General features: G+C 55.4%; 18 protein-coding genes. 8 read left to right on the top strand and 10 right to left on the bottom strand.

Going from position 1 to position 26,758, the window contains the following annotated elements:
• Positions 1 to 48 precede the first annotated feature (48 nt).
• From SH248x_RS02285 to SH248x_RS02275, 3 genes are all read right to left on the bottom strand, one after another.
• The gene (locus SH248x_RS02285) at positions 49 to 3,228 is read right to left on the bottom strand and encodes an efflux RND transporter permease subunit (protein ID WP_459556899.1); all 3,180 of its coding nucleotides are present in this window, start codon (positions 3,226 to 3,228) and stop codon (positions 49 to 51) included.
• A 96-nt stretch (positions 3,229 to 3,324) separates the two neighbouring features.
• Positions 3,325 to 4,596, bottom strand: a complete 1,272-nt coding sequence (locus SH248x_RS02280; RefSeq protein WP_459556898.1) for an efflux RND transporter periplasmic adaptor subunit — start codon at positions 4,594 to 4,596, stop codon at positions 3,325 to 3,327.
• A gap of 10 nt (positions 4,597 to 4,606) precedes the next feature.
• Complete coding sequence (locus SH248x_RS02275) at positions 4,607 to 5,284, bottom strand: TetR/AcrR family transcriptional regulator (protein WP_459556897.1); 678 nt, start codon at positions 5,282 to 5,284, stop codon at positions 4,607 to 4,609.
• A 350-nt stretch (positions 5,285 to 5,634) separates the two neighbouring features.
• Between SH248x_RS02275 and SH248x_RS02270 the strand changes: the two genes are divergently transcribed.
• Positions 5,635 to 7,284 carry an outer membrane factor lipoprotein domain-containing protein gene (locus SH248x_RS02270; RefSeq protein ID WP_459556896.1) on the top strand — a complete coding sequence of 550 codons (1,650 nt, stop codon included), beginning with the start codon at positions 5,635 to 5,637 and terminating at the stop codon, positions 7,282 to 7,284.
• Positions 7,281 to 7,643: a hypothetical protein gene (locus tag SH248x_RS02265; RefSeq protein ID WP_459556895.1), complete on the top strand. Its 363-nt coding sequence runs from the start codon at positions 7,281 to 7,283 to the stop codon at positions 7,641 to 7,643. The genes SH248x_RS02270 and SH248x_RS02265 overlap by 4 nt, the downstream gene beginning before the upstream one ends.
• Positions 7,644 to 7,970: 327 nt before the next feature.
• Here SH248x_RS02265 and SH248x_RS02260 read toward each other — a convergent pair whose 3' ends face one another.
• On the bottom strand, positions 7,971 to 9,380 hold the full coding sequence (locus tag SH248x_RS02260; protein WP_459558568.1) for an ammonium transporter: 1,410 nt from the start codon (positions 9,378 to 9,380) through the stop codon (positions 7,971 to 7,973).
• Positions 9,381 to 10,039: 659 nt separating this feature from the next.
• On the opposite strand from SH248x_RS02260, the gene SH248x_RS02255 reads away from it, so the two are divergent.
• From SH248x_RS02255 to SH248x_RS02235, 5 genes are all read left to right on the top strand, one after another.
• Positions 10,040 to 10,858 (top strand): FHA domain-containing protein, encoded by an 819-nt coding sequence (locus SH248x_RS02255; protein WP_459556894.1) that lies wholly within the window; start codon positions 10,040 to 10,042, stop codon positions 10,856 to 10,858.
• A gap of 167 nt (positions 10,859 to 11,025) precedes the next feature.
• Complete coding sequence (locus SH248x_RS02250; protein WP_459556893.1) at positions 11,026 to 11,508, top strand: hypothetical protein; 483 nt, start codon at positions 11,026 to 11,028, stop codon at positions 11,506 to 11,508.
• Between the two features lie 231 nt (positions 11,509 to 11,739).
• On the top strand, positions 11,740 to 12,333 hold the full coding sequence (locus SH248x_RS02245; protein WP_459556892.1) for a hypothetical protein: 594 nt from the start codon (positions 11,740 to 11,742) through the stop codon (positions 12,331 to 12,333).
• 458 nt (positions 12,334 to 12,791) lie between these two features.
• Positions 12,792 to 14,303: an MATE family efflux transporter gene (locus tag SH248x_RS02240; protein WP_459556890.1), complete on the top strand. Its 1,512-nt coding sequence runs from the start codon at positions 12,792 to 12,794 to the stop codon at positions 14,301 to 14,303.
• A gap of 170 nt (positions 14,304 to 14,473) precedes the next feature.
• The gene (locus SH248x_RS02235; protein WP_459556889.1) at positions 14,474 to 15,859 is read left to right on the top strand and encodes an enolase C-terminal domain-like protein; all 1,386 of its coding nucleotides are present in this window, start codon (positions 14,474 to 14,476) and stop codon (positions 15,857 to 15,859) included.
• A gap of 425 nt (positions 15,860 to 16,284) precedes the next feature.
• On the opposite strand, the gene SH248x_RS02230 is transcribed toward SH248x_RS02235, so the two are convergent.
• The 6 genes from SH248x_RS02230 to SH248x_RS02205 all read right to left on the bottom strand — a co-directional run bounded on the left by SH248x_RS02230 (position 16,285) and on the right by SH248x_RS02205 (position 25,531).
• On the bottom strand, positions 16,285 to 17,151 hold the full coding sequence (locus SH248x_RS02230; RefSeq protein ID WP_459556888.1) for an ADP-dependent NAD(P)H-hydrate dehydratase: 867 nt from the start codon (positions 17,149 to 17,151) through the stop codon (positions 16,285 to 16,287).
• Between the two features lie 311 nt (positions 17,152 to 17,462).
• Positions 17,463 to 19,019, bottom strand: coding sequence for a hypothetical protein (locus SH248x_RS02225; RefSeq protein WP_459556887.1), 1,557 nt, complete (start codon positions 19,017 to 19,019; stop codon positions 17,463 to 17,465).
• 222 nt (positions 19,020 to 19,241) lie between these two features.
• Positions 19,242 to 19,670 carry a molybdopterin-binding protein gene (locus tag SH248x_RS02220; RefSeq protein ID WP_459556885.1) on the bottom strand — a complete coding sequence of 143 codons (429 nt, stop codon included), beginning with the start codon at positions 19,668 to 19,670 and terminating at the stop codon, positions 19,242 to 19,244.
• A gap of 25 nt (positions 19,671 to 19,695) precedes the next feature.
• The gene (gene ligA / locus SH248x_RS02215) at positions 19,696 to 21,735 is read right to left on the bottom strand and encodes an NAD-dependent DNA ligase LigA (RefSeq protein ID WP_459556884.1); all 2,040 of its coding nucleotides are present in this window, start codon (positions 21,733 to 21,735) and stop codon (positions 19,696 to 19,698) included.
• A 220-nt stretch (positions 21,736 to 21,955) separates the two neighbouring features.
• On the bottom strand, positions 21,956 to 22,618 hold the full coding sequence (locus SH248x_RS02210) for a LuxR C-terminal-related transcriptional regulator (RefSeq protein WP_459556882.1): 663 nt from the start codon (positions 22,616 to 22,618) through the stop codon (positions 21,956 to 21,958).
• 447 nt (positions 22,619 to 23,065) lie between these two features.
• Positions 23,066 to 25,531 (bottom strand): DUF4159 domain-containing protein, encoded by a 2,466-nt coding sequence (locus tag SH248x_RS02205; RefSeq protein WP_459556881.1) that lies wholly within the window; start codon positions 25,529 to 25,531, stop codon positions 23,066 to 23,068.
• Positions 25,532 to 25,734: 203 nt separating this feature from the next.
• Here SH248x_RS02205 and SH248x_RS02200 point away from each other — a divergent pair, with 203 nt between their 5' ends.
• Positions 25,735 to 26,757, top strand: coding sequence for an AAA family ATPase (locus SH248x_RS02200; RefSeq protein WP_459556880.1), 1,023 nt, complete (start codon positions 25,735 to 25,737; stop codon positions 26,755 to 26,757).
• The last annotated feature ends 1 nt before the right edge of the window (position 26,758 follow it).

Genomic DNA, 26,758 nt, shown 5'->3' with positions numbered 1-26,758 from the left:
GCAATTGGTGCGGTTCGAAGACTCACCAGCACCCTACGAAGACTGCCTTTAGTGAGTCACCAATAGTTCTTTCTTCTCGGTCAGATGGCTATGGTCATCGGCTGAACTCTTCTTCGAAGCAGGCTTCGGGGTGCGCCATTCGATAATGCCCTGCATGATGACATAGAACAACGGCACGAAGAAGACCGCGAGGATTGTTGAGGTCAACATCCCGCCGACCACAGCTGTTCCCAGTGACTGCTGGCTGGCTGCTCCGGCCCCCGTTGCTCTGACCAGAGGGACGACGCCGAGGATGAAGGCGAACGAGGTCATGATGATCGGGCGGAAACGAAGGCGAGCCGATTCGAGGGCGGCTTCGCGGATCGTCATCCCTTTCATGCGAAGTTCGCGAGCGAACTCGACGATCAAGATCGCATTCTTACTCGCGAGGGCGATGATCAGAACGGTTCCGATCTGGGTGTAGATGTTGTTATCCATCGCTCGAAACCAGACCGCAGCGACGACACCGAGAACCCCGATGGGGACGACAAGAATGACCGCCCACGGGAGGATCCAACTTTCATACTGAGCAGCGAGTACCAGATAGACCAACAACACCGCCAGTGAGAAGACGATGATCGCCTGACCGCCGATGAGTTGTTCCTGGTAGGCCATGCCGGTCCATTCGGTTCCCATGGTTTGCGGCAGGACGTCTTTGACGACCGCTTCCATCGCGGAGAGTGCCTCACCCGAACTTCGTCCCGGGGCGGCTGATCCGATGATCGAGGCCGTCGGATAGAGGTTGTAACGGGCGATGACCTGCGGCCCGAACGACTCTTTGATCGTCAGTACCGAGCCAATCGGGATCATCTTGCCTTTGGAGTTTCGGACACGGAGTCTTTCAAAATCCTCCGGCATGCTCCGGAATTCAGACTCGGCCTGAAGACGAACCTGATAGGTCCGTCCGAACTTGTTGAAGTCGTTGGTATAGAACGATCCCATGTTCGCCTGCAAAGTGTTGAAGACGTCGTTGAGATCGAGATCGAGTTTTTGTGCTTTCACGCGGTCGACGTCGACATACAGCTGAGGCACACCTTCTCGGAACGTCGATTGAGCCATCCCGATCTCCGGCCGGGTTTTCGCGGCGGCGATGACTTCGTGAAGTCGCATGAAGAGTTCACTGCGGCCGACGTCGGAACGATCTTCCAGTTGCAATTGGAACCCGCCGGATTGTCCCAGTCCGCGAATCGCGGGCGGGACGAGGGGGATGATGAAGGCATCTTCGTAGGTACTCAGTTGTTTTGCCAGACGTCCGACGATGGCGTTCTGCTGTAGGTCGGGCGTTGTGCGCTCGCTCCAGTCTTTGAAGACAGCAAACGCCGTTGCGGCATTGGGGGCCTGGGTTCCATCGAGAATGGATGTTCCCCCGAGGATCAGCCAGTTCTCGATACCGGGTTCTTTGGAGAACAGTTCGTCGATCTTGTTGACCATCGTTCGGGTACGGGCTTGAGAGGCACCGTCTGGAAGCTGGATACTGATGAGGATGTACCCTTGGTCTTCCGTCGGAAGAAACCCTGTCGGCAGGGAGCGATACCACATCGCGGTGCCGACGAGGATCGCTGCGAATGCTAATGCGCTCAGTGGTGCAAGTCTGATGAAGAGCTTGAGAATCCACATGTAGATCGCTTCGACAATGCCATAGCAGTAGTTGAAGCCACGGATCAGGAAGTTGCGTTTTTCTGGTGGTGGGAGTGGTCGCAGGTACGCGGCACACTGGACGGGCTTGAGAGTCAATGCGTTGATGGCGCTCAGGATCGCAGCGGCGGCGATCGTCAATGCGAACTGGCGATACAGCTGTCCGGTGATCCCTCCGAGGAAGGCTGCCGGTAAGAAGACGGCCGCGAGGACGAGGGTAATACTGATGACAGGGCCGGTCATTTCTTCCATGGCTTTGATGGAAGCATCGCGAGGATTCAATCCGCGTTCGACGTGGTGAGCTGCGTTCTCGACGATGACGATGGCATCATCGACAACGATCCCGATCGCGAGAACGAGGCCGAATAGAGTCAGGAAGTTGATTGAGAAGCCGAGCATCGGGAAGAGTGCGAAGGCGCCGATGATGGTCACGGGGACAGTCGTCGCAGGGACGAGGACTGCTCGCCAGTCATGAAGAAAGACCAGGATGACCAGCAACACCAGGATGCCGGCTTCCAGCAGGGTATGGTAAACCGCCTCGACGCCTGCTTCGACGAACTTAGTCGTGTCGAAGGGAATAATGTATTCAAGACCTTTGGGGAATTTTTCTTTCAGTCGCTCCATGGCGGCTCTTACCCGCTCGGCTACTTCCAGCGCATTCGCTCCGGGAAGCTGAAAGACGAGGATCGTCACCGCTGGATAACCTGACCGAATACTGAAGGAATCATACGACTGGGCGCCGAGTTCGATTCTCGCCACATCGCGCAGATACGTGGCGCGTCCATCCTGCTTCTTGACGATGATGCCTTCGAACTGTTCGACGTCGCTGAGTCGTCCGAGGGCGGTGACGGGAAACTGCAGCAACTGGCTTTCTGGAGCAGGCGCCTGCCCAATCTGACCCGCGGCGACCTGGACGTTCTGGTCGCGCATGGCATCGATGATGTCTTGCGTTGTCAGGTTGCGGGCCGCCATTTTTTCGGGGTCCATCCAGATCCGCATGCTGTAATCAGCCCCTCCGCGGACATCGACATCGCCGACCCCTTCCAGTCGTCGCAGTTCATCACGAATTCGCAGTGAGGCGTAGTTGGCCATGAAGAGACTGTCGAAGGTTCCATCGCGAGACGTCAGCGACGCGGCCAGGATGATGTCGGTCGATTGCTTCTTGACCGCGATCCCCTGTCGACGGACTTCTTCTGGAAGGAGTGGCTCTGCGATCGCGACGCGGTTCTGGACCAGAACCTGAGCAGTATCGAGATCGACGCCGATGTTGAAAGTGATCGTCAACGAATACGAACCATCGGCTGAGCAGTTAGATGACATATACATCATCCCTTCCACCCCGTTGACCTGCTGTTCGATTGGCGAAGCAACGGTATCGGAGACGACCTGGGCATTCGCTCCCGGATAGGAGGTCGTCACCTGGACGGTTGGCGGTGTAATGCGCGGGTACTGCTCGATCGGAAGTGTGAACAACGCCACCCCGCCGAGGATGACCATAATGATCGCGATCACGTTCGCCAGGACGGGACGGTCGATAAAGAACTTCGAAATCATGGGAATACCGCAGCGGTCTTCAAAGTGAGTTCTTGTCCGTTCGCGGCTGTTAGACCGCCAACGGCGTTTCAGCGAGGGAGCGTTTTCATCACGTACTTACTTAGCCGTTGTCATCACTGGTGGCTTGACCGCAGGCGCAGTTGTTCCGGGAGCGGGAACCATTTCTGGCGTTACCGGAACTCCGGGACGTGCACGCTGGAGGCCGCTGACGATGATGCGATCCGTCGGCTGAATTCCTTCGCTGACAGCCATGTAGCCTTTTTCTTCGACGTTGCGATCAATGGTGATCAGGCGCTGTTCGACCTTATTGCCTTCGCCAACAACCAGGACATAACGACCACGCTGCTCAGCTGCGAGTGCGGTCTGGGGAACAAGGATGCGCGAGGTCGGAACGCCGACCGGAATACGGATGCGTGCAAACAAACCCGGAACGAGGTATCGGTTCGGATTGGGCAGCGTTCCGCGAAGAAGAACAGTTCCAGTATCTGACTCAACACGATTATCGCGGAAGTTGATCACACCGGGATGCGGGAAGCCTTTTTCAGATTCCAGGCCGATCGCGAACGGTGCATCGATGAGTGACCATTTCCCCTTTTGCTCTTGGCTGACCTGGGCGAAGCGGAGCAGGTCTCGTTCAGGGATTTCGAAGTGCACATAGATCGGGTCCATCTTCACGATGGTCGTGAGAACGGTGGGCTCGCTGTGGCCGACGAGGTTCCCCTGAGTCACGAGTCGACGACCAACGCGACCAGAAATCGGGGCATAGATCTTGGTGTAACCTAGATTGATCTCAGCTTGTCTCAGAGAGGCTTTGGCTTTTGTCAACTCGGACTTGGCGACCTGGAGAGCGGTCTGTTTGGATTCCCAGGCTTCGCGAGACGTGGCTGTCTTCTCGAAAAGTTCGGTCGAACGCTGAGCCTCGGATTCGGCCAGCTTTTCCTGATGTTCCAGGCGTCCGATCTCGGAGGCCTTTTCATCGACGACGGCCTGAAATTCACTCGGATCGATCTCGTATAATAAGGCCCCCTTCTCGACTTCGGCCCCTTCTTCGAAGTGAATCTTCTCGAGGACACCTCGGATGCGAGCACGGACTTCGACCGATTCGACTGGTTCCAGATGACCGGTGTACTCGCGTGACTCGGACAGTTCTTTAACGATCGGCAGGCTGACTTTGACGATCGGCGGCGGGGGAGCCGCTGCGCCTGGTTTTGCGCCGGGGGCTGCGGCTTTATTATCCGCTGCTTGCGCGTCGGACTTCTGACATCCCGTCATCGTCAGTAACAACACTGACAGAAGCAACACTGACAGACTGGCCCTGGCCAGACTGACAATCACCTGACGCGTCAGTCGATGAACGAACAAAGACATGGTCTGATTCTCACTGTGATGAAGAAGAGGTGGATGACGATGATTCGGGCTTTTGACGGATTCGTTCTTCCTCGGTCAGAATGCCGTGGAAGACAATATCAACGATGCCATCAGCTTGTTCCTGCAGCGACTTTTCGCGACCGGAAATGTGATTGGTGAACATGGTGCCGTAGATGAGGTCACTCATGACCGTCGACAGGCGATCCAGTGGCATGGGCCGGATACGTTTGCGATCAATCAGTTCCTGGTAAAACTGCTCCCAGCGTGTGCGGTTCTTTTCCCGATGTTCCATATATGTGGGAGTCTTGCGATCCCGGAAGAGTGCCCGCTCGAGAATCAAGAGCTCGGCAAAGGCTGGCTTGGCGTCGAAGAAGGAGAGAAATGCTCCGATAGCGACCCGCATCTGCAAGAGCGAATCGGTCTGTTCGAAGGCTTTCTCATCGATATGGACCTGCAGTCGACGCATCACGCGATCCGCTGCTGCCAGGAAGAGGCTCTCTTTGCTGGGGAAGTAACGATAGAGGGTTCCTTTTCCGACTCCGACCCGATTGGCGATTTCCTGGGTATCGGCGCCGTTGTAGCCACGTTCGGCGAATAGATCGATCGCGGTGTCCAGGATCTCATCCGTGCGACGATCCCAGAGGCCCTCATCAACAGGACGTCCCCGATTCGGTTTGGTGGAACTCATGTGATATTTCTGGTTGACGTTTCGGTCAGTCCTTTAACCTGTTTGTTCTCAAAATGATATATTCCCTAACAATTATTTTCAAGACTGACTGGTCCGTCAAATAAATATCTCCGGATCAGTCGGGTGGTTTTACAATTGGAATGACCACAATAATCGATTCAATCGGAATGGGATTCACCCCAAAACCCTTTTCCGACGGCTCTCCCCTCATTCGTTAATCCGTTGGTAGGTCGATAAACATATTTAGCGGACTAACTAGTCTGCTAATTCAAACTAGATCGACAGGATGTCGGACTGGTGGCTCTCACGAAGATGCCACTGGTCATTAGTGTCAGGAGGACCTTGCGGCCATGTTACGATCGAAAAAGTGGTATGTCGTTGGCACGCTGTGCGTCGCCTTGGCGGGAAGCTCGGGTTGCACCCCGGCGAAAGAATATTTCCAAAACGGGTTCAAAGTCGGACCGAATTACAAACGTCCCGCTGCCCCCGTAGCGGATGACTGGATCGACTCCCAGCATCCTCAGATCTCGACTGTACCTTCGGATCATCGTGGCTGGTGGCGCGTCTTCAATGATCCGGTTCTGGAGAACCTGGTCCAAAACGCCTATCGACAGAATATTACTCTGCGTGAAGCCGGGTTTCGTGTGACGGAAGCACGCGCGCTGCGAGGCGTCGCGGCTGGAAACCTGTTCCCGCAGACGCAGCAGCTTCTGGGTGAATACACACGAACGTCCCGTAGTACAGAGACCGCGACCTTCCCCAACCTGGGAGGTGGTGGTGGAGGGTTTGGCAATCTGGCGTTGACCGAGTTCAGCAACTGGCGTGTTGGTAGCACGTTGAGCTGGGAACTCGACTTCTGGGGTCGATATCGTCGTGCGATTGAAAGTGCAGATGCACGTCTGGATGCCTCGATTGAAGACTTCGATGATGCTCTGGTGATCCTGATCGGAGAAGTCTCGGCGACTTATATCGAACTCCGTACCGTTGAGCAGCGACTTGCTGTCGCTCGCCAGAACGCCGAACTTCAGACCGAGAGTACACGCGTTGCACAGGCTCGACTGGATGCCAGAGCGGCAGAAAGCGAACTCGATACGCCACAGGCTCGCGCGAATCTTGGCAATACGCTCGCTGCGGTCGAATCATTCGAGATCGCGAGACGACAAGCGACAAACCGATTGTCGGTCCTGATGGGGATGCCGCCTCATGATCTGGAATACATGCTGCACGGCGATGCGATGATTCCAGCCGCTCCCGAGATTCTGTCTGTTGGCATTCCTGCTGAGCTGGTCTGGCGTCGTCCTGATGTACGACGTGCAGAGCGACTGGTGGCTGCCCAAAGTGCAGAAATCGGCGTCGCGACTGCTGAGCTCTATCCACACGTTTCGGTCAACGGCACAATGGCCTGGGAAGCGGGTCAGTTTGCCGACATGTTCAAGAGCTCCGCGTTCGGCGGGACCGTCGGCCCTGGTCTTCGCTGGAACATTTTGAATTACGGTCGACTGCTCAACAATATTGAAGCCGTCGATGCCCGTTTCCAACAGGCTGTCGCAGCTTATCAGCAGGCAATTCTGCAGGCGAACGAAGAAGCAGAGAACGCGATCGTCGCCTACATTCACTACAGCGATCAGATCAAGGTCCTCGAAGAGAGTGCATCTCAAGCTGCTGAGGCGGAGCGCGTTGCCCAGGTGAAGTACCGCGAAGGGGAAATCGACTTCAACCGTCTATTCACTGTGCAGCAGCTGCTGCTCAGCCAACAGGAAGCGCTGGCGATTGCCCGCGGGAATTCTGCTCAGGCTGTCGTCGATCTGTATCGTGCACTGGGCGGTGGTTGGGAGATTCGACTGGATGCTCCTCCGACGATCGCAGTCAACACCATGGTTCTGCCACCAGTTCCGGTTGACACGCCGGTTCCCCCAACTGGTGATATTGTTCCTCCTGCACCCCCTGAAGCTCGGACGGAAGAACAAGTGACGCCTCCCGCACAAGGAGTTGTTCAATGATGAGTACTCGACGGTTATTCCAAACGATGCTGCTGGTCATGGCTACGGTTGCCTCACTGGTGACCTCAGCCTCGGCTGGGGAAGCGGGATGTGGCTCGGGGAATCCGTGCTGCGTACTGGGCGCGTTTTCGCTGTGCTGTCCTGACGACTATCGTTGCAAGCCAGAGCCCTGTGTCTGTCCTGTGCCGACCTGTTGTCCTGATACCTATTGCTCGAAGCCGATCCCTGTTCCACCGTGCCGTAAGCAGTGCTGGTATCCTGATACCTACTGCAGCAAGCCGATGCCGGGAACGTGTTACGGGACTGGCAATCCCTGGTACAAGTGCATTCTCTCGCCGCGATGTATTGTCGGGAAATAGTTGGCTTCAAACTTGAAAAGACCGGAGCACACCTGATGGTGTCTCCGGTCTTTTTTTGTTGACGGCATCGGTCAGCCAGTGTGTCGACCTCGAACGACTCGCATCACGATCATGTACTTGAGTGAGTCGCAGACCTTCACTTGGTTCGCTGATTCCCATTTGCGCGAATGCCGTTTGTCGTAAGAAGGCATGCAAAAAAACACCCGCCGGAATTTATTCCCGCGGGTGTTTAAAGCCAGTTCAAACAGCCGACTTCCTGTCGGTTCCCAAGTTGACTGCTCGAGCCTGCGGGCAGTCCTTGCAGCAGGCTCAGCAATCGTGACAGGACTAGTGGATATAAGCGTGCATCCCGTGCTCGGAGATATCCAGACCTTGTTCTTCTTCTTCTGGAGTGACGCGGAGAATTCCGACGACCTTCAGAATCATGAACAGAATAAACATCGTGACGAAAGCCCAGACAGCGAGGACTGCCAAACCAGTCAATTGAGCCGGCCAAGTCCCGAAGATGACATCCTTGGTCGTGCCATCAGCCAGAGTGACTTCAGCGGAGCCGTAGTCACAGAAGATCGGAATTGCGATCAGTGCCCACATACCGCAGACGCCGTGGACAGGGAAGGCACCGACGGGATCGTCGATCTTCATCTTGTCCAGTGCGATCGTTGCGACGACGACGAGCAGACCAGCAACAGCACCGATGATGATGGCTTCCATGTTGTCAACGCCGTCAGCGTTGGCAGTGATACCAACCAGACCAGCCAGAACACCGTTCAAGGCCATGGCGAAGTCAGGTTTGCCGAAGATCACCCAAGCGAGCAACATGCCGCCGAGTCCGCCGGCACATGCAGCCAAGGTTGTGTTGACCGCGACCATGCTGACGAGATCGATTTTTGCAGTTCCTTGGAAGGCCAGAACCGAACCAGGATTAAAGCCGTACCAGCCGAACCACAGGATGAAGACACCCAGGGCAGCCAGAGACATGTTGTGAGCTGGCATCGCTTGAGATTTTCCGGTTGAGCTGAATCGTCCCAACCTAGGTCCCAGGCAGATTGCTCCAGCAAGTCCTGCGAATCCACCAACCATGTGCACAACACCCGAACCGGCGAAGTCATAAAAGCCCATGTCGTGAAGGAAGCCGTAGCCCCATTTCCAGTAGCCACTGATCGGGTAAACGATCGCTGAGATGAAGACGGTGTAGATCAGGTAAGCCTTGAAGGTCATACGACCAGCGACGGCACCAGAAACGATTGTCGCAGCAGTCGCAGCGAACGCACATTGGAACAGGAAGTCAGCCTGAGCTGCAAAGGTTCGGGTTGCACCTTGCTCGTAAATTCCAAAACCGCCGAAACCGAAGTAATCAGTCGGTTTGACGACAGGCTCTGAATAGCTGCCGTTGTACATGATTCCGAAGCCGATCATGTAGAACAGCAGACCACCCACGCAGAAGTCCATCAGGTTCTTTGCGAGAATGTTGACGGTGTTCTTCGAAGAGTTGAAACCTGCTTCAACCATCGCGAAACCGCACTGCATGAACAGAACAAGGAATGCAAACATCAGCAGCATTCCGTTGTCGAAGGCGTACCCGACACCAAGATCCGCTGGCGCTGCCGCTTCTTCAACGACGGCTTCAACGACTTCGGTAGCAGGCGTTTCAGCTGCCGGAGTTGCCGTGGCGGCTGCGGGCTCTTCTTGAGCATAAACGGCCGAGGCTGTCATCATTCCAGTGCTGGCAGCAGGCATCATACCGGCCAGCATGAGGAAGAGGCAGCTCATCGACACGAGCGCGATCTGTTTACTCATGGGGTTCCTTTTTCTAAGCAAATGTTAAAAACAGAAAATGTTTACTGACCGTACTGACATCCATGTTCCGAGGACGATCCGTCTATTCGTTACTGAACACTCTTTCAAGATTGATGGCGAGTGAGGTCACTCGAACAATGTGGTCTCAAACCTCGTGCAGAGAGGTGCATGCTGCCTCTCTAGGCAATTCGCATGTGGCAAACATCGTGCCTCAGCGATTGAAAGAATTGCAAATAAACGCAACATCCGTTTATTACACCGCTTAGAACGACCCTTCTGTAGGCGACTCAGGATCGAAGTCGCGGCGAAAACGAGGGCATGCTGACATATTGCGCATGAAAGCTTATAACTTGCGCACGGGTAAACACCGTACTAACCTTTCAGCCTTGCTTTCCTACTTCCCGCAAACTCTGCCTGACTTACGTCCCTTGACAGAGTTTTCCCCAACGTCTTACGACAAGACGACTTGAATCTAGGGAGAAACCCGGCATTCCCCCGATCTGAGTCATGAATTCGCGGTTCCATGGACGAAAATAGAAAATGATGGCGCGACGATGCGCCCCGTCTATCTCGCGACACCCGCAGGAAGCAGGTTCGGTATGGCACAGAATCTTCCACCCCAGGAACACGCCCCCGGTCAGCCGGCTGCGTCCTCCTACCTGACAATCGTCAGCGGGAAGAGCAATTTCAAACAACGTCCGATTAACGTCGCCCGTTTCCTGATCGGCGCCGGCAATACCTGCCACCTGCAACTTGGTGGCGCTGGCATTCCGATGGTTCACAGCATCATCGAACAATCCGCTGCGGGCCTTCGAATCAGCTCTCTGGTCTCAGCACCAGCGCTCCTCGTCAACCAGCAAACTGTCCGCAGCAGCCAGCTCACTGATGGGGACGTCCTCACGATTGGCTCTTACCGCTTCCAGTTTCATCAGGATGCAGAAGCCGTTACCGCGACGCTTCCTTTCACAAAAAACGTCGAACCAAAGACATCAGTCGTCGCGACCACCATCCCGCTCGAACTTGACCTCGATGACGAAGAGATGGACCTCGAGCAACTCTCAGCTACAGAACTCGTCGACCTGATCGAACAGGAGATGACGATGCTTCAGGAACAGGAAGACGCAGAGCGTAAAGCCGCCCGTAGTCTCTACGACGCCATCGTCCAGCGAGCTCATCAGCAGGAAACCGAGGAAGACGACGAACTCTTCGCCGAAGAAGAGCTCCAGATCCTCGACACTCTTGCGGAACTGTCTGAGAACCTCGAAGACTGCCAGTCTCAACTCAACGCGACCCCTGGCCAGGACGAGTCGCGCATCCAGTCCTTGTTAAGCACTCAGGAAAAACTGCTGTCACGCTTAGAAGACGCTATCTCCTGGCTCCGCGAAGCCGACGACGACCAACAAAAACAATCCGCTTAGTTTTCAGACTCGGGTAGTCGGGGTTGGCCCAACCCCGACGGCGAAGCCGCCGGAACCACAGCATCCGCGCCGTCGACGTTCTCTCTTCATCGCCATCACATACGCTTCACAGAACGCATATCCGTTCTGTGTCATTCAACTTATACTGAATGGAAAAAGCGAGCCCGATGTCGAAAACCTACGCGTGGGTCTTGTGCGCCACACTCCCCCTTCTTCTCATCATTTCCGCCACCATGATCAAGTCGGGACGTACTCCGACGCCAAGCAGCCTGATTGAAAGTAAAGCCGTCGAATCGTCGGTCCATGACTTCATGGAAGGCATCAACAAGCCAGCCTACCAGCGTTTGGTTGCCTGCCTCTCATACGACATCCTCGACGAAGACGCATGGAAAGCCGTTCTGGCGGATTCTCTTCTCCTGGCAGAATCGGGCAACCTTCTGCTCATGCGCCCCATCAAAGATCCTCAGGCATGGGCCGTCAACGCCACCAACGTGCGTGAATCTGGCACGAAACTTTATGAGTCCGCCAAACTCAAAGAGATCACTCCCGTCCGTCTCAACTTCGACGCGATGCTCCATGACTGCGACGCCTGTCACCACCAATTCGGCAATGACATGCCTGCTCTGCCGCGAGTCATTCTAACAAAGTGAGCGTTTAACTACCATTCAGGTGACGATCGCTCTGCGGTTCATGCGCTCATGCTGGGCCCCGGCATGGCATTTGTGCTCATCGGCATGCATCCCACTGCCCCCAATTGTCCGAAAATGACGCAACAGGCAAGTCTTTTGCGGCACATCCTTTGCGACCATCACATTTCAATGACAACGTGTTTGACAGACGCAGTTCACCATTCAACACATCCCATTGAGAGGACTCACATCATGGCTCGCAAGAAAGTCGTCACAGACAATCATCCTATGGCAGATCGTAACGAAGACCCGCTGAGCGGCGAAACCGGCGCCCATCCAGTCTCGGTCGGAACAGGCACCGCGCTTGGGGCAATTGCCGCCGGTGCAGCAGCAGGCTCTCTGGCTGGTCCAGCCGGGACAGTCACGGGTGCCATTCTTGGCGGGATCGCAGGTGGACTCGCCGGCAAAGCCGTGGGCGAACAACTCGACCCCACAGTTGAAGAAGCCTACTGGCAGGACGAATTCGCGAATCGCGATTACTACGATCCAGACGCTGACTACAACACCACGTACGGACCCGCTTACCGACACGGCTGGGAGTCACGCAGCCGCTACAACGACCAATCTTTTGAACAAGCCGAACCGGCGCTTCGAAAAGACTGGGAAGCGAGTGCCTATCGCGACAAACTCGACTGGGATCAGGCTCGTCTTGCCTCCATGGACGCCTGGAGCCGCGTTGATGAACGCTATCCCATCGAACCAGTCGACGAAGTCACCTACATGGAAGACACTTACATCGTCGAAGACGAGGAAGTCAAAAAACGAGAAATCCGCCCTAAAGGCTAATACTCCGGTGAGAGCTGCAATTGAGAGGGGGTGAGATGGTCTCAACCGCTCATAACTCTTTCACGTGCTCCCATCATGATTCCTTTGCGAAGGCTACTGTCCCCCAGTAACCTTCGCTTTTTTGTTGTGCGGCTGAAAAAAACTGCGAACCTTTGGCCTTGAGAAGTGTCGCCTCTCCGCCGTCTTTCATGATTTTTTCACGCAGGAGACACTGCGATGCGTCCACAATAGCTATAATCGCGGACTCAATCTTTCATCAAAAAAACTACCGCGAGCGTCCGAAGAGAATGAACTTGTTCAGTCCCCAGTGAGTGCGTTTCTACTGTCTTGCCCAGAAACGCAACTCGATATCGACGACTCATCCTGAACCATTTTCTCTTTCCTGTCGACTCTCGCGATTCCTGTCGCAGCGGCTGTGCTCATTGGCGACGAGGACTTTAACACCTGACGGATCAGACATGGACTCTCCCAGCGTTCCCGTTCGCACTCGCTATACTCCTGGTTCATTTGCAGAGCTTCTCTCAGTCGCCATCCCGCTGATTATCAGTTCGGGATCCGTTTCGCTGATGCACTCGATCGACCGTGTCTTTCTCAGCTGGTATTCCCAGGAAGCCCTCGCCGCCTCGATGCCCGCCGGCCTGTTCAACTGGTTGATGATGAGCCTGGCCTATGGCACAGTCTTGTACGTCAACACTTTCGTCGCCCAGTATCACGGTGCCGGACGAAGGGACCGGGTCGCTGCCTCTCTCTGGCAAGGGATCTTCCTTGCCACCCTCTTCGGACTGTTCCTGGCGGTCATCGCGCCTTTCGTCGCCATGCTCTTTGCACGCTTCGGGCATGACCCCAAAGTCCAGGAACTTGAAGTCACTCTCTTCTGCTTTTACTCCTACGGATCACCCATCATCCTGATCAACACAGCTCTCACGTCGTTCTACTCCGGACGAGGCGCGGTGACCGTTGTCATGTGGTCCAACATCTGCGCCCTGTTCGTCAACGCGATTCTCGACTACCTCCTGATCTTCGGCATCGAAGGCGTGATTCCCGCCTACGGCGTCACAGGCGCTGCTGTCGCGACGATCGCTGGATACGTTGCCTCCTGCGCGTTCATGGTCCTGCTGATCAATCTCGCCAAGGGTTACAATGCCTATCCCTTCCGTCAGACATTCGGTTTCGACCGTGAACTTGCTGGTCGGATGCTCCGTCACGGCTTCCCCACCGGCATGCAGATGTTTGTCGACATCGTTGGCATCATGGCCTTCCTCCTGGTTGTCGGTAAAATGGGGACGATCCCGCTGGTCGCCAGTAACCTCGCCTTCAGCCTGAACTCGCTCACCTTCATTCCTCTCATGGGACTGGGGATCACTGTGACGACGCTCGTCGGTCAGCGCATCGGCGAGAAGCGACCAGACCTGGCTGAAAAAACGGCCTGGATGACCTTCGGTCTGGCGTTCCTTTACATGTCTGTCTGGATCACGGCCTACCTCGCGATTCCCGAAACACTCATGTATCCTTACCTGCTGCATGCCACGAAAGACGTCCCAGAAATCCAGGCGATGACGACGACCCTCCTGCATTACGTCTGCATCTACACCTTCTTCGACGGCTGTGCCACCATCTTCGGCGGCGCCATTCGCGGAGCCGGTGACACACACTTCCCTGCCGTCCTGACGGTCATCACCTCCATCTGCCTTCTGCTGATCCCGATGCTTGTCCTCGGCTATTACGGTACCACCCTCCATATCGCCTGGTGGGTCATCTCGATCTACATCATCGTCCTCGGCGTCAGCCTGCTCCTCCGCTTCCTCACCGGCAAGTGGAAGCACATGACCGTGATGGAGCACTCCATCGTCGTCGCTCCCGCCTATGACATGGAATCCCCAGCGGAGCATATCGCCGAACTGACGATGCCTCTCCATGTGGAATCCCCCGCGGACTTATCTGACGAAAAACAAATTGCTAAGATCCGTTAAAGCACACGCTTTCTCGTTCGATGCAGGGTGCTGGTGAAGCTCTGCGAACCGCACCAATTGTGGCTTCAAATGACAGTTTGAAGTTGTGCACGCATTTGGTGCGGTTTGAAGACTCACCAGCACCCTACGACTTCGGACCGCGGCCAAGTCCCATTCTGAAATCCCACCTTATGAACCCCCACAACGCCCGCGTCATCGCAGCCAACGTCACCTTTGAACCGGTCGCCTTCCGCGCCCCACTCAAGTTCGGCGGACGCGTCGTCACCCAGACCGACCTCATGAATACCGAGGTCACCCTCGAATCCCCGGACGGTCGTCGCGCGACTGGCTATGGTTCCATGCCGCTGGGGAACGTCTGGGGTTGGCCCACGAAAACCCTCACGGAACCACAAACCGCGCAAGCGATGCGAGACTTCGGCCAGAACGTCGCTGCCTTTGCTGTCTCCCTCTCCACCCTCAGCCACCCTGTTGACATCGTTCTCGAACTCCATCATCACTATGACTCCCTCGCCAGCGAAATCGTCACTCAGGCTTCTCTCAACGAGACCATGCCCAAACTCGCCCAACTCGTCGCTGCCAGTTCTCTGGATGCCGCCATCCATGATGCCTACGGCCGTCTCCACCAGAAAAACTCTTTTGAAACGCTCACACGCGATTATATGAATCATGACCTCGCGTATTATCTCGGCGATGAATTCCAAGGCGAATACCTCGATCAATACGTCAACAACACCCCCACCCCGACCATGCCCCTGTACCATCTCGTCGGCGGCCTCGATGCTCTCGAAGACAAAGACCTCACGACCCGCCTGAACGACGGCTTGCCCGAAACCCTCGTCGACTGGATCCTCACTCAGCGCATCACTCACTTCAAAATCAAACTTTCCGGCACCGACCCGCAAGCTGACATCGCCCGCACGCTGCGCATCGACGAAGTCGTCACGAACACCTGGAACGACATCACTCGCGCCCCATCTCGTCCTATTGCTTACTCTCTCGATTTCAACGAAGGCTGCCCCAACGTCCAGACCGTGCTCGATGTCCTCAATGCGGTGAAGTCGACCAGCAGCCGCGCTTTCGATCGCATTCAATACGTCGAACAACCGATGGCCCGCAACCTCCAGGACACCCCCGAATTCGACATTTCCACGGCATCGAAAATCAAACCGGTCGTCATCGACGAATCTCTCACCAACATCGCGAGCTTCCAACTCGCCCGAAAACTTGGCTACTCCGGAGTCGCCTTGAAAGCCTGTAAAGGGCAGACGGAATCACTTCTCATGGCCGCCCTCGCCATCAAGCAGAACCTCTTTCTCTGTGTCCAGGACCTCACCTGCCCCGGCGCCAGCTTCCTCCACTCGAGCGCCCTTGCCGCCCGCATCCCCACCGTCCAAGCCATCGAGGGCAACGGCCGCCAATACTGCCCCAGCGCCAACACCCGCTACGAACCCGCCTACCCCGCCCTCTTCGATATCAAAGACGGCGAAGTCACCACCAGCGTCCTGACCGACGAAGGGCTGGGCTTCGCGCCGGTCTTCGATAGCTGCGACCGGTAGGAAGCAGGCTTGTAACGGAAGTACGAGACAGCGTTCGAGACGCCAGTCACGCGTTTCGTCGCATGGATGTAACGGTCTGCAGTGCGAACACAAGCTCTAAGCGGGGCATTGACGGCCTCGTCTTTTCGTCCTGAAGGGACGATTTTTACCAGCCCAGGATGAAATCCTGGGTTCAAGGTGAGACAAGACGATTCCGTCCTGTAAGGACGGGTCAGTGTGGAATGCGAGGTGAGCCGTCTCTACAGGACGGGAGAGAATCTTTGGGTTACGCTAACCCAGGATTTCATACTGGGCTGACAGATGATGGGCCTTCAGGCCTGTGTGGAAGAGGCGCTAATCAAGGTATAGTCGTTGTTGAATGTGTGCAACACGGGACAGCGGCTCGGTCGGAGCCTCGTCCTTCCGGTGCCTTCCCCAGCGCCGCCTCACCCCACAAACCGCGTCCATGCCTTCGCCAGATAAAACGGCAAATCACTCGCCAACATCCCCGGCTGCGATAACTCTTGTGCCGCCAGATCCCCCGCCAGCCCGTGCAGATAAACACCAAGGCACGCCGCATCAAACGCCTTGAACCCCGGCTGGGCCACGAGCCCCGTGATCAACCCCATCAACACGTCCCCGGTCCCACCCGTCGCGAGCCCCGGGTTCCCTGTCTTGTTGACGTAATACCTGGCCCCATCGGTCACCACGGTCCCTTCACCTTTGAGCACGACGACGACCTGATACTTCATTGCATACTCGACCGCGAGTTCGATCCGCTTCTCCTGCACATCATGCGTGCTGATATCCAGCAGTCGGGCAAACTCCCCTGGATGCGGCGTCAGAATCGTCTCCTCGTGTCGTTGCTCCAGATACGGCTGATGCGAGACAAGGGCATTGATCGCGTCCGCATCGATCACCAGCGGCAACGGCAGATCACGCACCAGCCCGCAAACCGTGTGATCCAGATCAGACGACCTTCCCAACCCCGGTCCGATTCCGACCGACGTACAACTCTCTGCTGTCTTCAATAAACTATGATGCTCGACCAGGCTGATCCGTCGATCACCATCTTCCGGCAATGACAGCGTCATATACGAAGGCTCTCCGGCAGCGATCGTCGGCACACAAGCATCCGCCGTCGCAACGGAAACGAGCCCGACCCCGCTCCGCAACGCGCCCTTGCCAGCGAGGACGGCCGCACCCGTCATTCCCCAACTGCCGGCGATCAGCAGAGCCTTCCCAAAACTCCCCTTGTGTGACCCCACCAACCGCGGCTCATACTTCGGTAACGACGTAATCTCTACAGCCATACAAATTCAACTTTCTCAGTATAGTCCTTCTCCCCCGGGGAGAAGGTGGCAGCGCTTCGCTGACGGATGAGGGAACTCTGCGAATTGCCTTAAGCGCTCACTGCGCCATCATCGCTTCCCACCCCCACTCAACGCAATCCTAACCGAGGGAGTAAAACTCCAGGAAGAACCGTGAGCTACTCGTCGATGGCCTAGGCTTTGGGTGACAGCGGTTAGGATCGTTAGCTCGCCCTTGTTGCACAAGTACGTCGCCCAGATTAGTGCGACTTCTAAACGATCCTTTAAAATCAGTTACTTTCAAGTTACTTCAGTTACTTCCCTTCGACGAACTCCGCCCCGAATCGGTCCGTCAACTCCAGCTTCATCCGGGTTCGCTCTCGATCTATCATCAGCCAGATCTTCTCGCGTTCTTCGGTCGCCTTCTTGATCGTGTCTGCCTGCTTCTCGCGGATATTCTCAACATTCGAGGTCACGTTGTAATAAGGCATCTGCCCGCCAACGGCCCCCCAGACACTCGCTGATGCCCAGCCAGGATTGTAATTGCTCTGATAGGTAATCGACTTCTCATCCGTGTTGACGCTGATATACATCCCCCGCAACGACGACGCCAGCGCCTTCAGATAGTCTGCAATTTTCCCTCCGAACTGCAGCAGTTCATCCGGAACCCCATCGTAAGGCAGGTCAATAATCTTTTGGGCATAACGGTCATGATATGTCGCCGTCTGCAGGTAGTTCGTGCTGCGTCGACTTGCCCGCGACAGATCATCCAGCATTTGATTAACGGAGCGATAGTAATTCTGACTGGCTTTGTAGACCGCATCTTCGCCCGCCTGGCGATCCTGTTGAGGAGTCGTACGAGTCACCTGGGGCGTGTCTGTTGTCGCAGGAGGAACTGGATCAGCACTCGGTGCCTGCAGATGAGGCGACAACCACAGCGACATGAACTGACGCAGGCTATGTGGCTGTACGGTAAAGGTCGCTGTCGCTGTCTTCTCGCTGACTTGAAACTGCAGTGACTCCAACTCATCAACTTCCAGATTGCGCTCCGTCAGAATTTCTTCAAAGACTCGCTTGATCCAGTCCGGACTCAGCTTGATGTCAGCTGACGAGTGAATCGTCAGCGTTGCCTGCATCGAGGTCGTCGAGATCATCGAGACGCTGACCCCTTCCAGGCCGGTCAGAAACGTCGCCACGTTTGTGGGAGTCTGAGTCCCTGACGTTTCGCGCCACGTCTTGCCCACCCAGTCCTGAACCAGCAGCGGATCGAACACGCTGCGCAGGTCGAGCGCCATGATCACATGCGCCGTCTTGCCGGAAGCCGTCGTCAACGTCGGTGCAAACACCGGTGGACTGGTTCGATAAGTCAACGCAGAAATCCACTGCGATACAAACCGGTAAGCCGCGGGATAGACCAATGCAAACGTCTTCGCCTCATTATTGCCTGCCAGTTGCAGATAGTAGGCATTGCGATCCGTTCCCCGCGCGACTGGCACGTCGCCGACGGTTTGCATCGTCAGCCCCTGCTCTTTCGCCAGATCAGCCAGCGTGAAGTGAGCAGGCAGCGGTGCCAGTCCAATCTCCCACAATTGCCCGCGGACTGGATCGAGTTCTTTCGCGACGATCCCCCACTTCACCCAGGCTGGCACGGTCTCAATCCCCAGCTTTTCTGGATATTGACTCCATTGCTCTGACTGCCCCAGTGGCGTCTTCATCAGGGCATCAAACCGAAAGATCGCCAGGGCATTGGTGCTCTGAGGCAGTACATTCATCGTCGCCTGAACTTGCGTCGGCGACTGCGCAGACACCTCAGATCCGACCACAACAACAGCCACTACCAGCAGCCCAATCAGCAAACGAGACACCATCATGAAAACCTCAGATGTGAAACAAGATCCCAAACACAATAGCCGTGATTCAGCACGCCTCCATCATGCCCCAACCCATTCCACAAACGCAAGCCTCAATGCCCTCGATTTCCACTCTGATCCTTCTCGCCACGTGAGAAAGTGGACTAGTCGAACCTTCGGCTCGCCATGTAAAACCGCGAGGTTGAATGAGGGACATCTGCGAAATGCCTCCCACGCCGAGTCTTAGTTTGTCCCCACGACTTTCCCAATCCTCACCCGGACCAGATGCTTCAAATTCGCACAGTTGTCCAACACCCCCGCTGGCAGTTCCTTCGTCTGGCAAGAGACCGTCTTCGGCATAAAGAAACGCAACGGCCCACCCTTCTCCACCGTCAAGGGATTTCCATTCAACGCATACAATACCACTCCCTGCTCCAGCGCGATCGCAACAGGTATCGTCACCTGAAATCCATCTTCACTCGAAACCAACGTCACCTTACTTGCGTCCTCCATGCGATCCTTCTCAACGAGCGATTCAAACCGTACCCCTGTCCCGTGGCGACGCTCGTCGAGTGTGGAAACATCGTCTACCCGAGCCGATCCGGCCAGCGATGCCAGATCGTCATAACCAAACACACGCGAGAATCCATCGGCATATTCAATCGTCAACATACAGCCCCCCTCTCCCTGGCGAATGTCACCCCGCGTCACCCTTGAGCAACGCTTCGAAATCATCCTCCGACAACACTTTGACCCCCAACTGCTCGGCTTTCGCGAGCTTGCTTCCCGCATTCTCACCTGCGACCAGGTAATCCGTATTCTTCGAGACTGACGACCCCGCCTTTGCCCCGTTGATGCGAATCAGATCCTGAATCTCATCCCGCTTGTACTTCACCAGCGTCCCCGTGACGACAAACGTCTTTCCCGCAATTGGACTTGCTTCCGCAGCTGCCTGCCTTGCGACTGCTTCCTCTTCACTTCCCAGATTGAGCCCCAGTGATCGCAGTTCCTCGATCAGTCTTTTGCCGGCATCCGACGCAAAGAAATCGGCAACTGACTGCGCAATCGTCGGCCCGATCTCATCGACGTTCGCCAGGTCTTCTGCCGACTGTGCCATGATCCGGTCAACGGTGTAAAACTTCTCCGCCAGAATTTGAGCGTTCCGCGTTCCGACATGGCGGACATTCAGTCCCGTTAATAATCGCCACAATGGCTGCTGTTTTGAAGCCTCGATCCCAGCCAGCAGATTATCAATCGTTTTGGCTCCCATCCGCTCCAGCGACAGCATCTGCTCCCGCTTGTCCGCCAACCGATAAACATCCGGCAGCGAGGCAATGAGTCCTGCATCGAGCAGTTGCTCGATCATCTTGACTCCCAGCCCTTCAATATCCATCGCCCCGCGCGAGGCATAAAAACGCAACCGCTCTCGCAACTGTGCCGGGCAATCGGGATTGATGCACCGGATATAAACGCCCCCTTCGTCCTTCACAACAGGTTGCTGACACGCCGGACAAACCGTTGGAAATTCGTACGTTGTCTCACTCCCGCTCCTCTGCTCTTTCTCTACACGTACCACGTGCGGGATGATTTTCCCGGCCTTCTCGACAACAACCGTATCCCCGATCATCAACTCTAGCCGCTTCAACTCATCCTCATTATGCAGCGACGCACGAGACACCGTCGTTCCCGCAATCTCCACCGGCTGCAGGTGTGCCACCGGCGTCAACGTTCCCGTCTTTCCGACCTGGATTTCAATACTCAGCAGCTTCGTGATCGCCTCATACTTCTCCCACTTATACGCAACCACCCACCGTGGCGACTTGCTCGTGTTTCCCAGCGCATTCCGCAGATCGTACCGGTTGACCTTGATGACGAGCCCATCGATCTCGAAGTCCAGCTCGGTCATCTTTTCCATCATCGGCCCGATGTTCTCCATCAGCACCGCCATGTTCGGATACGTCGTCAACTCCGGCGTCACCTGCAGCCCAAACTGGCGCATCGTCTCAATCACCTCACTGTGACGCACCCCATTGAACCCGTCGGTATAGCCCAGGCCGTGGGCAAAGAACCGCACCTTCCGAGGCGCAAAGAGCGCCGGATCGAGCAACTTCAGCGCCCCTGCTGCTGCATTTCGCGGATTCGCAAACGGCACTTCTCTCCGCTCTGTTTGTGCCAGTCTCAGATTCGAGAAATCCGAATTCCGGATATAGGCTTCCCCGCGAATCTCAATCAGTTTCGGAATCGCCCGGTCCTTCGATCCCGTCAGCTTGAGCGGAACATCCGGAATGACGCGGGCATTATGCGTAATGTCATCCCCCTCACGCCCATTTCCACGCGTCAACGCCTGCACCAGTTTTCCATCTTCATAGACGAGGGCCAGCGCGACCCCATCGATCTTATACTCGACTGTGTACTCAATCTCGTCGACTTCCAGCAGCTTACGAACCCGCGTATCGAACTCCAACAACTCCGCTTCCTGATACACGTTATCTATCGACAACATCGGCAGTCGGTGAGGAACTGTCCGAAAACCCTCAATCGGCTCCCCGCCCACCTTCTTCGACGGACTCGCAGGATCATCGAACTCGGGATGCTCGCTTTCCAGTTCAATCAGCCTCTTGAGCAGGCGATCAAAGTCCAGATCCGAAATCGTCGGGCGAGCCTCGACGTAATAGCGATAATTATGATCCTCCAGCTGCCTGCGAAGATCGAGAATCTCGTCTTGAACCGATGCCATGCAATCCCACCACACTTGTGATCAACGTCATGAAAATCTAGTGCGTCGCCATGGCAAAACATCGCATGTAGACACAGGCATCCAGTATAGCGTGTCGCGGGACGTGGTTCACTTCGCTCACATCGGGTGGCACAAAAAGCGTCCACACGAAATTCATTCAAAACGTTCTTCACCACTCAGCGAAGCGTGGCCCGCATTCGCTTCCACCATCAAATCATCATCAGGAGATTTCTTCCGCTGCCCAGGGATCGATCAGCTGTTCCCGAATTGCAAACAGCGCCAGTTTCACGCGATCGTGAATTCCCAGACGGTTCATAATGCGGTACTTGTGGCTGTCGACCGACTTCTCAGACAGGTGCATGATCTTGGCAATCTGCTTGACGCTATGCCCCCAGGCCAAGTAGCGCAAAACCTCAATCTGACGATTGGTCAGCAAAGGTCCCTGCCCATCGGAAGCCATCCGATACGCCCGCAAGTGAGGATCAAACACAATCATGTTCATCATCGACGACGTATAAAACACTTCTCCTGCGAGCACTTTATGCAGCGCTTCAACGATTGTCTCCTGAGAGTCTGACTTCAGCAGGAAACCATCAGCCTTCGCTTGGAGAACATTTGAAACCAGCAGGTTCGTGGCCGTGCGGCCAAGAAACACAATTTTGCACATCGGCACGAGTGCGCTGATGCGTTCGGCGAGATTGAAAGGGCAGCAGCTCGGTAAATCCACATCGATCAACGCAACATTCGGATTCAGACTGACCAACTGCGATTCGACGGCGTCTGCGCTTGGCAGTTCGTGAATCTGCAGGCTGACAGACTGACCGATCAAGTATTTCAAACCACGAGAGAACAGCTTCTCGTGCTGAATAATCACTAGGTTCATGCTTATAGACCGTGTCTAACTCGGCGAGTCGAGATTGTATTCTAAGATGTGTCGATAATTGAAAAAGAACAAACCCTAAGCCTTGACTCAAGGGGGGTTGCAATTTTTATGTGAAGTTCCCGCAATGATGAATCGACGATGTTAAGCGTAGCTAATAGTTTTCGGGAATTACGCAAAGTTTTCCCTGCATTTGTTCGAAATTGCTGAGATTCGTTGCGAGTTTGAGCAATGTCTTGCCTTGCTTGACATTTCTGCACAATACGCATCACTGAGCATCGCGGACAGACATGCATGCAGACGTAAACATTTTACGTGAAAGAATTACCTGCGTCGCACAGAAGGTCAGTTTCGGTAGCCGACTGAGTGCAACGCGAGGTGAAACCACCAAAAAAGCTGCGAACGCTGTGCCATTTTGCAAGCCACATAATACTGCGCGCAATAATCAACCTACTGCGTGCTGTTTTTTGGTTCTGTAGGCGGTTCTGCCGACAAATTCTGAAGAATGGAATACATCACAATGTTCATCGCGAGACGTGTTGCATCCTCGGTTACATAACCTTCACATCCGATCGCATTCTGCTTCTCTAATGCGCAAGAGATATCGTACTTACTATAAACGACCACAAATCGACCATTGATCTGAATGCCTTCCAAAAAGGGCTCGACGTCTTTGACATTGGTCTCAATGGTCCGATCTCCGCCGCCGCTGAGCCCTGATGATGATTCGCGACGCTTGACTGTCTGCAGCTTGTGAAAGATTCCAAACAGCTCATCATTTAACGGAATCCGCTTGAGTTCCCCTGCTCCGAACATCTCTGTCATCAGCTGTCGGAAACTGGCGTCAAATTTCTCAGCTCCGCAGCAGGCATCGGCAAAGAGCACTCCCCCGTTTTCCAGGTAGGACTTCAAGCGATCTCGTTCGTCAACCGAGAAGTTGAAGTTCCGCTGGCCGTGCATCATCACCATCGCATAGCGGTACAATTCCGGACTCGACGGCGCCACCTGCTTGGGCTCCGCGACCGTTGGCACGCCGACTGATTCATTCACCGCGTTCAACATCCGGACGATGGCATTGGGCGCTGTGTTCCAGTCCCCTTCATAACGCAATTTTGCCAACTGCAGGTTTCCGCGTTGCTGTTCCAGGCTCGTCTTGGAATCGGCCAGTAGCTCTGTACTCTTCAGCTTGTCCGGCAGTTCCCGACCCGTCGCATACGCAATCACATTCACGCCGACACTCAGCGATTTGAAGATCGAAGATGTCGCCGCCTGCGTCTGCTTTGCACTTGGAGCAATCGACCACTTGTCCCATAAACACGAATGATCGTACGGCGAATAGACAATCGCTGTCCGACATCCGATATCCGCTCCCTCAAGTTCGACACCTTCAGCTGCCAGCAGATAATCACTCCGGTAAATCGGGTGATCGGGCGGCAAAGGCCTCAAATCAATCTGGTCATTCGGGTACATCCGCCTGACGAGTTGACGAATCCCATCATCGAACTCGGCGTTTTTACAGTTGGCGACCGCAAAGATGAATCCTCCCTGATAGACATAGTCCCGTAACAGCGATAGCTCCGCTTCGTTGATATACGGGTTGATATTCTCATCCCCGCTGATGTAAAGAATCGGCGCCTGCAGCAGATCCGCGACCGATCCTGTCTTCGCCGCTACAGAAAGATCCAGCTCCTGCCACGAAATCAGCTTCGGCCACCGCGGTCTCGTCGAGATGAACTCCGTCAGATTTCTGGCATCGAGAGGGTGTTTATTCCAGCTTCCCCCCAAAGGAATCCCCGCAACGCCGGCATTCTTTCCGTACTTCACCTTGTTGATCAGCACAGGCGACAAGCCCTTCGAAAGGAACAATAAGGCTAAGCTCGTCCCGATCGTCGGCTCAGCTTCAATCGAACCTAGTCCCCGCCACTCACCGTTCGCCCCATTCTGGCGCTGGAGGATCTTGCGTACCCCATCTCGATACCAGTCATTGTCCCCAAAAAATCGCTGTCCTGACAAACGACCGGCCCGCTCAAGACCGTACAGATAATACAGCCACCATTCGCCAGAAGCAGGGTTCTGGCTCGTCGTGAAATTGCGGTCCATCCAGGCGTATGCCCGTTCGAGTACCATGTCATTCTTCGGTTCGACGCAGCAGATCGGTGTGCCATCTGGATTGAGTGCTTCTTCATCGCGGAGGAAATGCTGGCAGATACTCACCGATGAGATTCCCGCACAAGTCATACTTCCCGTCGAGCCACTCTCATTCACGCCGCCACGATATCCCCAGCCGCCATCACCGTTTTGGGCACCGACCCAATGCTTCAACGCAGCATCCCACGTCTTCCGATCGACGCGATAATCCATGTAAACGGCTTCGCGCAGTCCAAGGATCGCAAACTGACCGTTACTTCGATCCGTCGATTCACTGTTCGACCCCGTCAGCGAAACATTATATCCCCAGTTCCCTGGCTCGGGCCCGCGCGTGATGATTGATGCTTCCAACTTCTGCGCGAGGATTGCCGCCCTCGTCCGATCGACGTCATATTGATGAGCAGCTGCATAGACCGACAATAACAGAGACGTCTCGTAAGTCGTCGAAGGCTCCGGTTCCTTGGTCGACCGTAAGAAATTCAGTCCCTTGGCGACGACGGGGTGCTTGGCATCTAAACCGCTATTCAGCAGCGCCAGCACAGCCAGACTCGTCGCCCCTGTCGGATAACGCTCATTCATGTTCGATGGCCAGCTGCCATTTGCGTTCTGCTTGCTGACCAGAAACGTCCGGCCTCGCTCGATCGACTTCAAAACCATCTCTGATGTCGGTTCCTGAGCGGGCAGATTCGCTGTTTGCCCCAGCGTTAATAACGCAACACAAAGCATTCCACAGGCAACGGAGACAGCCTTCAATGGTCCATCAATCATGAAAAGTCCTGACATCCAGCAGAAACTGCCAACAGATTGTGTAGTCGTCCACGTACAAATGAGTTACGCAAAGTTATTACGATCCAGTGATCGATTTTGCGAACCCGATTCTCTAAGATGATTGTCGTTGTCGACGACCTCGACGGCAAGGTCAGGCCATTTTACCTGACCGGAATGCACTAGACTGCTTTGAGGACACACCATTGGCGACCGAGAAGAAAGACTTCGACGACTTCCTCGACAAGTTCAAAAAACACCGCGAACTGATGACCGATGAACTCCACAAAGTCATCGTCGGCCAGGACGCGGTCATTGAGCAGATCCTGGCTGCCGTCTTCACGGGTGGTCACTGCCTTCTGGTTGGTGTCCCCGGCCTCGCGAAAACCCTCGTCGTCAGCACGATCGCCCAAATTCTGGATGTTTCCTTCAAACGCATTCAGTTCACCCCCGACCTGATGCCCTCCGACATCACCGGCACCAACGTCCTCGACGAAAATGAAGCCGGCCGTCGAGAATTCCGCTTCGTCCAGGGACCCGTCTTCACCAACATCCTGCTGGCAGACGAAATCAACCGAACCCCGCCCAAAACCCAGGCCGCCCTCCTGCAGGCGATGCAGGAACGTCAGGTCACCTACGGCCAGACGACTTACGACCTCCCTGACCCCTTCTTCGTCATCGCGACTCAGAACCCGGTCGAACAGGAAGGGACCTATCCGCTGCCAGAAGCCCAGCAGGACCGCTTCATGTTCAACATCAAGGTCGATTACCCGACCTTGGATGAAGAAATCCGCATCCTCGAAGCGACCACCCGCGGCGAGAAGCCGGAAGTTCGCAAAGTCCTCTCGGCCCGCTCGATCCTCTACCTGCAAAAGCAGATCAGCATGATTGAGATCAGCCCGCTCCTGTTCAATTACATCGCCCGCATTGTCCGTGCGACTCGCCCCAGCGACCCGACTGCCCCTAAGTTCATCAAAGAAATGATCGACTGGGGAGCAGGCCCCCGCGCCGGCCAATACCTCATCAATGGCGCCCGCGCCATGGCCGCCATGGACGGCCGCCCCGCCATCTCATTCAACGACGTCCGACGAGTCGCTGTCCCCGTTCTTAGACACCGCCTCGCGACCAACTTCCAAGCCCAAGCCGAAGGCTACACCACCGACACCCTCGTCCAACGGCTGATCGCCGAACTGCCGGAATCGACGATTGAGAAGTACGAGAAGCGATAAC

Source organism: Lacunimicrobium album, from assembly GCF_052161635.1.
In the GTDB taxonomy this organism is placed as follows: Bacteria; Planctomycetota; Planctomycetia; order Planctomycetales; family Planctomycetaceae; genus SXPC01.
The sequence above is the reverse complement of the archived record's forward strand: the minus strand, read 5'-3'. Positions and strand labels throughout refer to the sequence as shown.

What these genes read in the sequence shown, in the direction of transcription:
- SH248x_RS02255 (WP_459556894.1), top strand. Translation starts at nt 10,040, where the DNA reads ATGGCACAGAATCTTCCACCCCAGGAACACGCCCCCGGTCAGCCGGCT.
- SH248x_RS02265 (WP_459556895.1), top strand. Translation starts at nt 7,281, where the DNA reads ATGATGAGTACTCGACGGTTATTCCAAACGATGCTGCTGGTCATGGCT.
- SH248x_RS02240 (WP_459556890.1), top strand. Translation starts at nt 12,792, where the DNA reads ATGGACTCTCCCAGCGTTCCCGTTCGCACTCGCTATACTCCTGGTTCA.
- SH248x_RS02280 (WP_459556898.1), bottom strand. Translation starts at nt 4,596, where the DNA reads ATGTCTTTGTTCGTTCATCGACTGACGCGTCAGGTGATTGTCAGTCTG.
- SH248x_RS02230 (WP_459556888.1), bottom strand. Translation starts at nt 17,151, where the DNA reads ATGGCTGTAGAGATTACGTCGTTACCGAAGTATGAGCCGCGGTTGGTG.
- SH248x_RS02275 (WP_459556897.1), bottom strand. Translation starts at nt 5,284, where the DNA reads ATGAGTTCCACCAAACCGAATCGGGGACGTCCTGTTGATGAGGGCCTC.
- SH248x_RS02250 (WP_459556893.1), top strand. Translation starts at nt 11,026, where the DNA reads ATGTCGAAAACCTACGCGTGGGTCTTGTGCGCCACACTCCCCCTTCTT.
- SH248x_RS02220 (WP_459556885.1), bottom strand. Translation starts at nt 19,670, where the DNA reads ATGTTGACGATTGAATATGCCGATGGATTCTCGCGTGTGTTTGGTTAT.
- SH248x_RS02225 (WP_459556887.1), bottom strand. Translation starts at nt 19,019, where the DNA reads ATGATGGTGTCTCGTTTGCTGATTGGGCTGCTGGTAGTGGCTGTTGTT.
- SH248x_RS02260 (WP_459558568.1), bottom strand. Translation starts at nt 9,380, where the DNA reads ATGCCTGCTGCCAGCACTGGAATGATGACAGCCTCGGCCGTTTATGCT.
- SH248x_RS02245 (WP_459556892.1), top strand. Translation starts at nt 11,740, where the DNA reads ATGGCTCGCAAGAAAGTCGTCACAGACAATCATCCTATGGCAGATCGT.
- SH248x_RS02205 (WP_459556881.1), bottom strand. Translation starts at nt 25,531, where the DNA reads ATGATTGATGGACCATTGAAGGCTGTCTCCGTTGCCTGTGGAATGCTT.
- SH248x_RS02235 (WP_459556889.1), top strand. Translation starts at nt 14,474, where the DNA reads ATGAACCCCCACAACGCCCGCGTCATCGCAGCCAACGTCACCTTTGAA.
- SH248x_RS02210 (WP_459556882.1), bottom strand. Translation starts at nt 22,618, where the DNA reads ATGAACCTAGTGATTATTCAGCACGAGAAGCTGTTCTCTCGTGGTTTG.
- SH248x_RS02285 (WP_459556899.1), bottom strand. Translation starts at nt 3,228, where the DNA reads ATGATTTCGAAGTTCTTTATCGACCGTCCCGTCCTGGCGAACGTGATC.
- ligA (WP_459556884.1), bottom strand. Translation starts at nt 21,735, where the DNA reads ATGGCATCGGTTCAAGACGAGATTCTCGATCTTCGCAGGCAGCTGGAG.
- SH248x_RS02270 (WP_459556896.1), top strand. Translation starts at nt 5,635, where the DNA reads ATGTTACGATCGAAAAAGTGGTATGTCGTTGGCACGCTGTGCGTCGCC.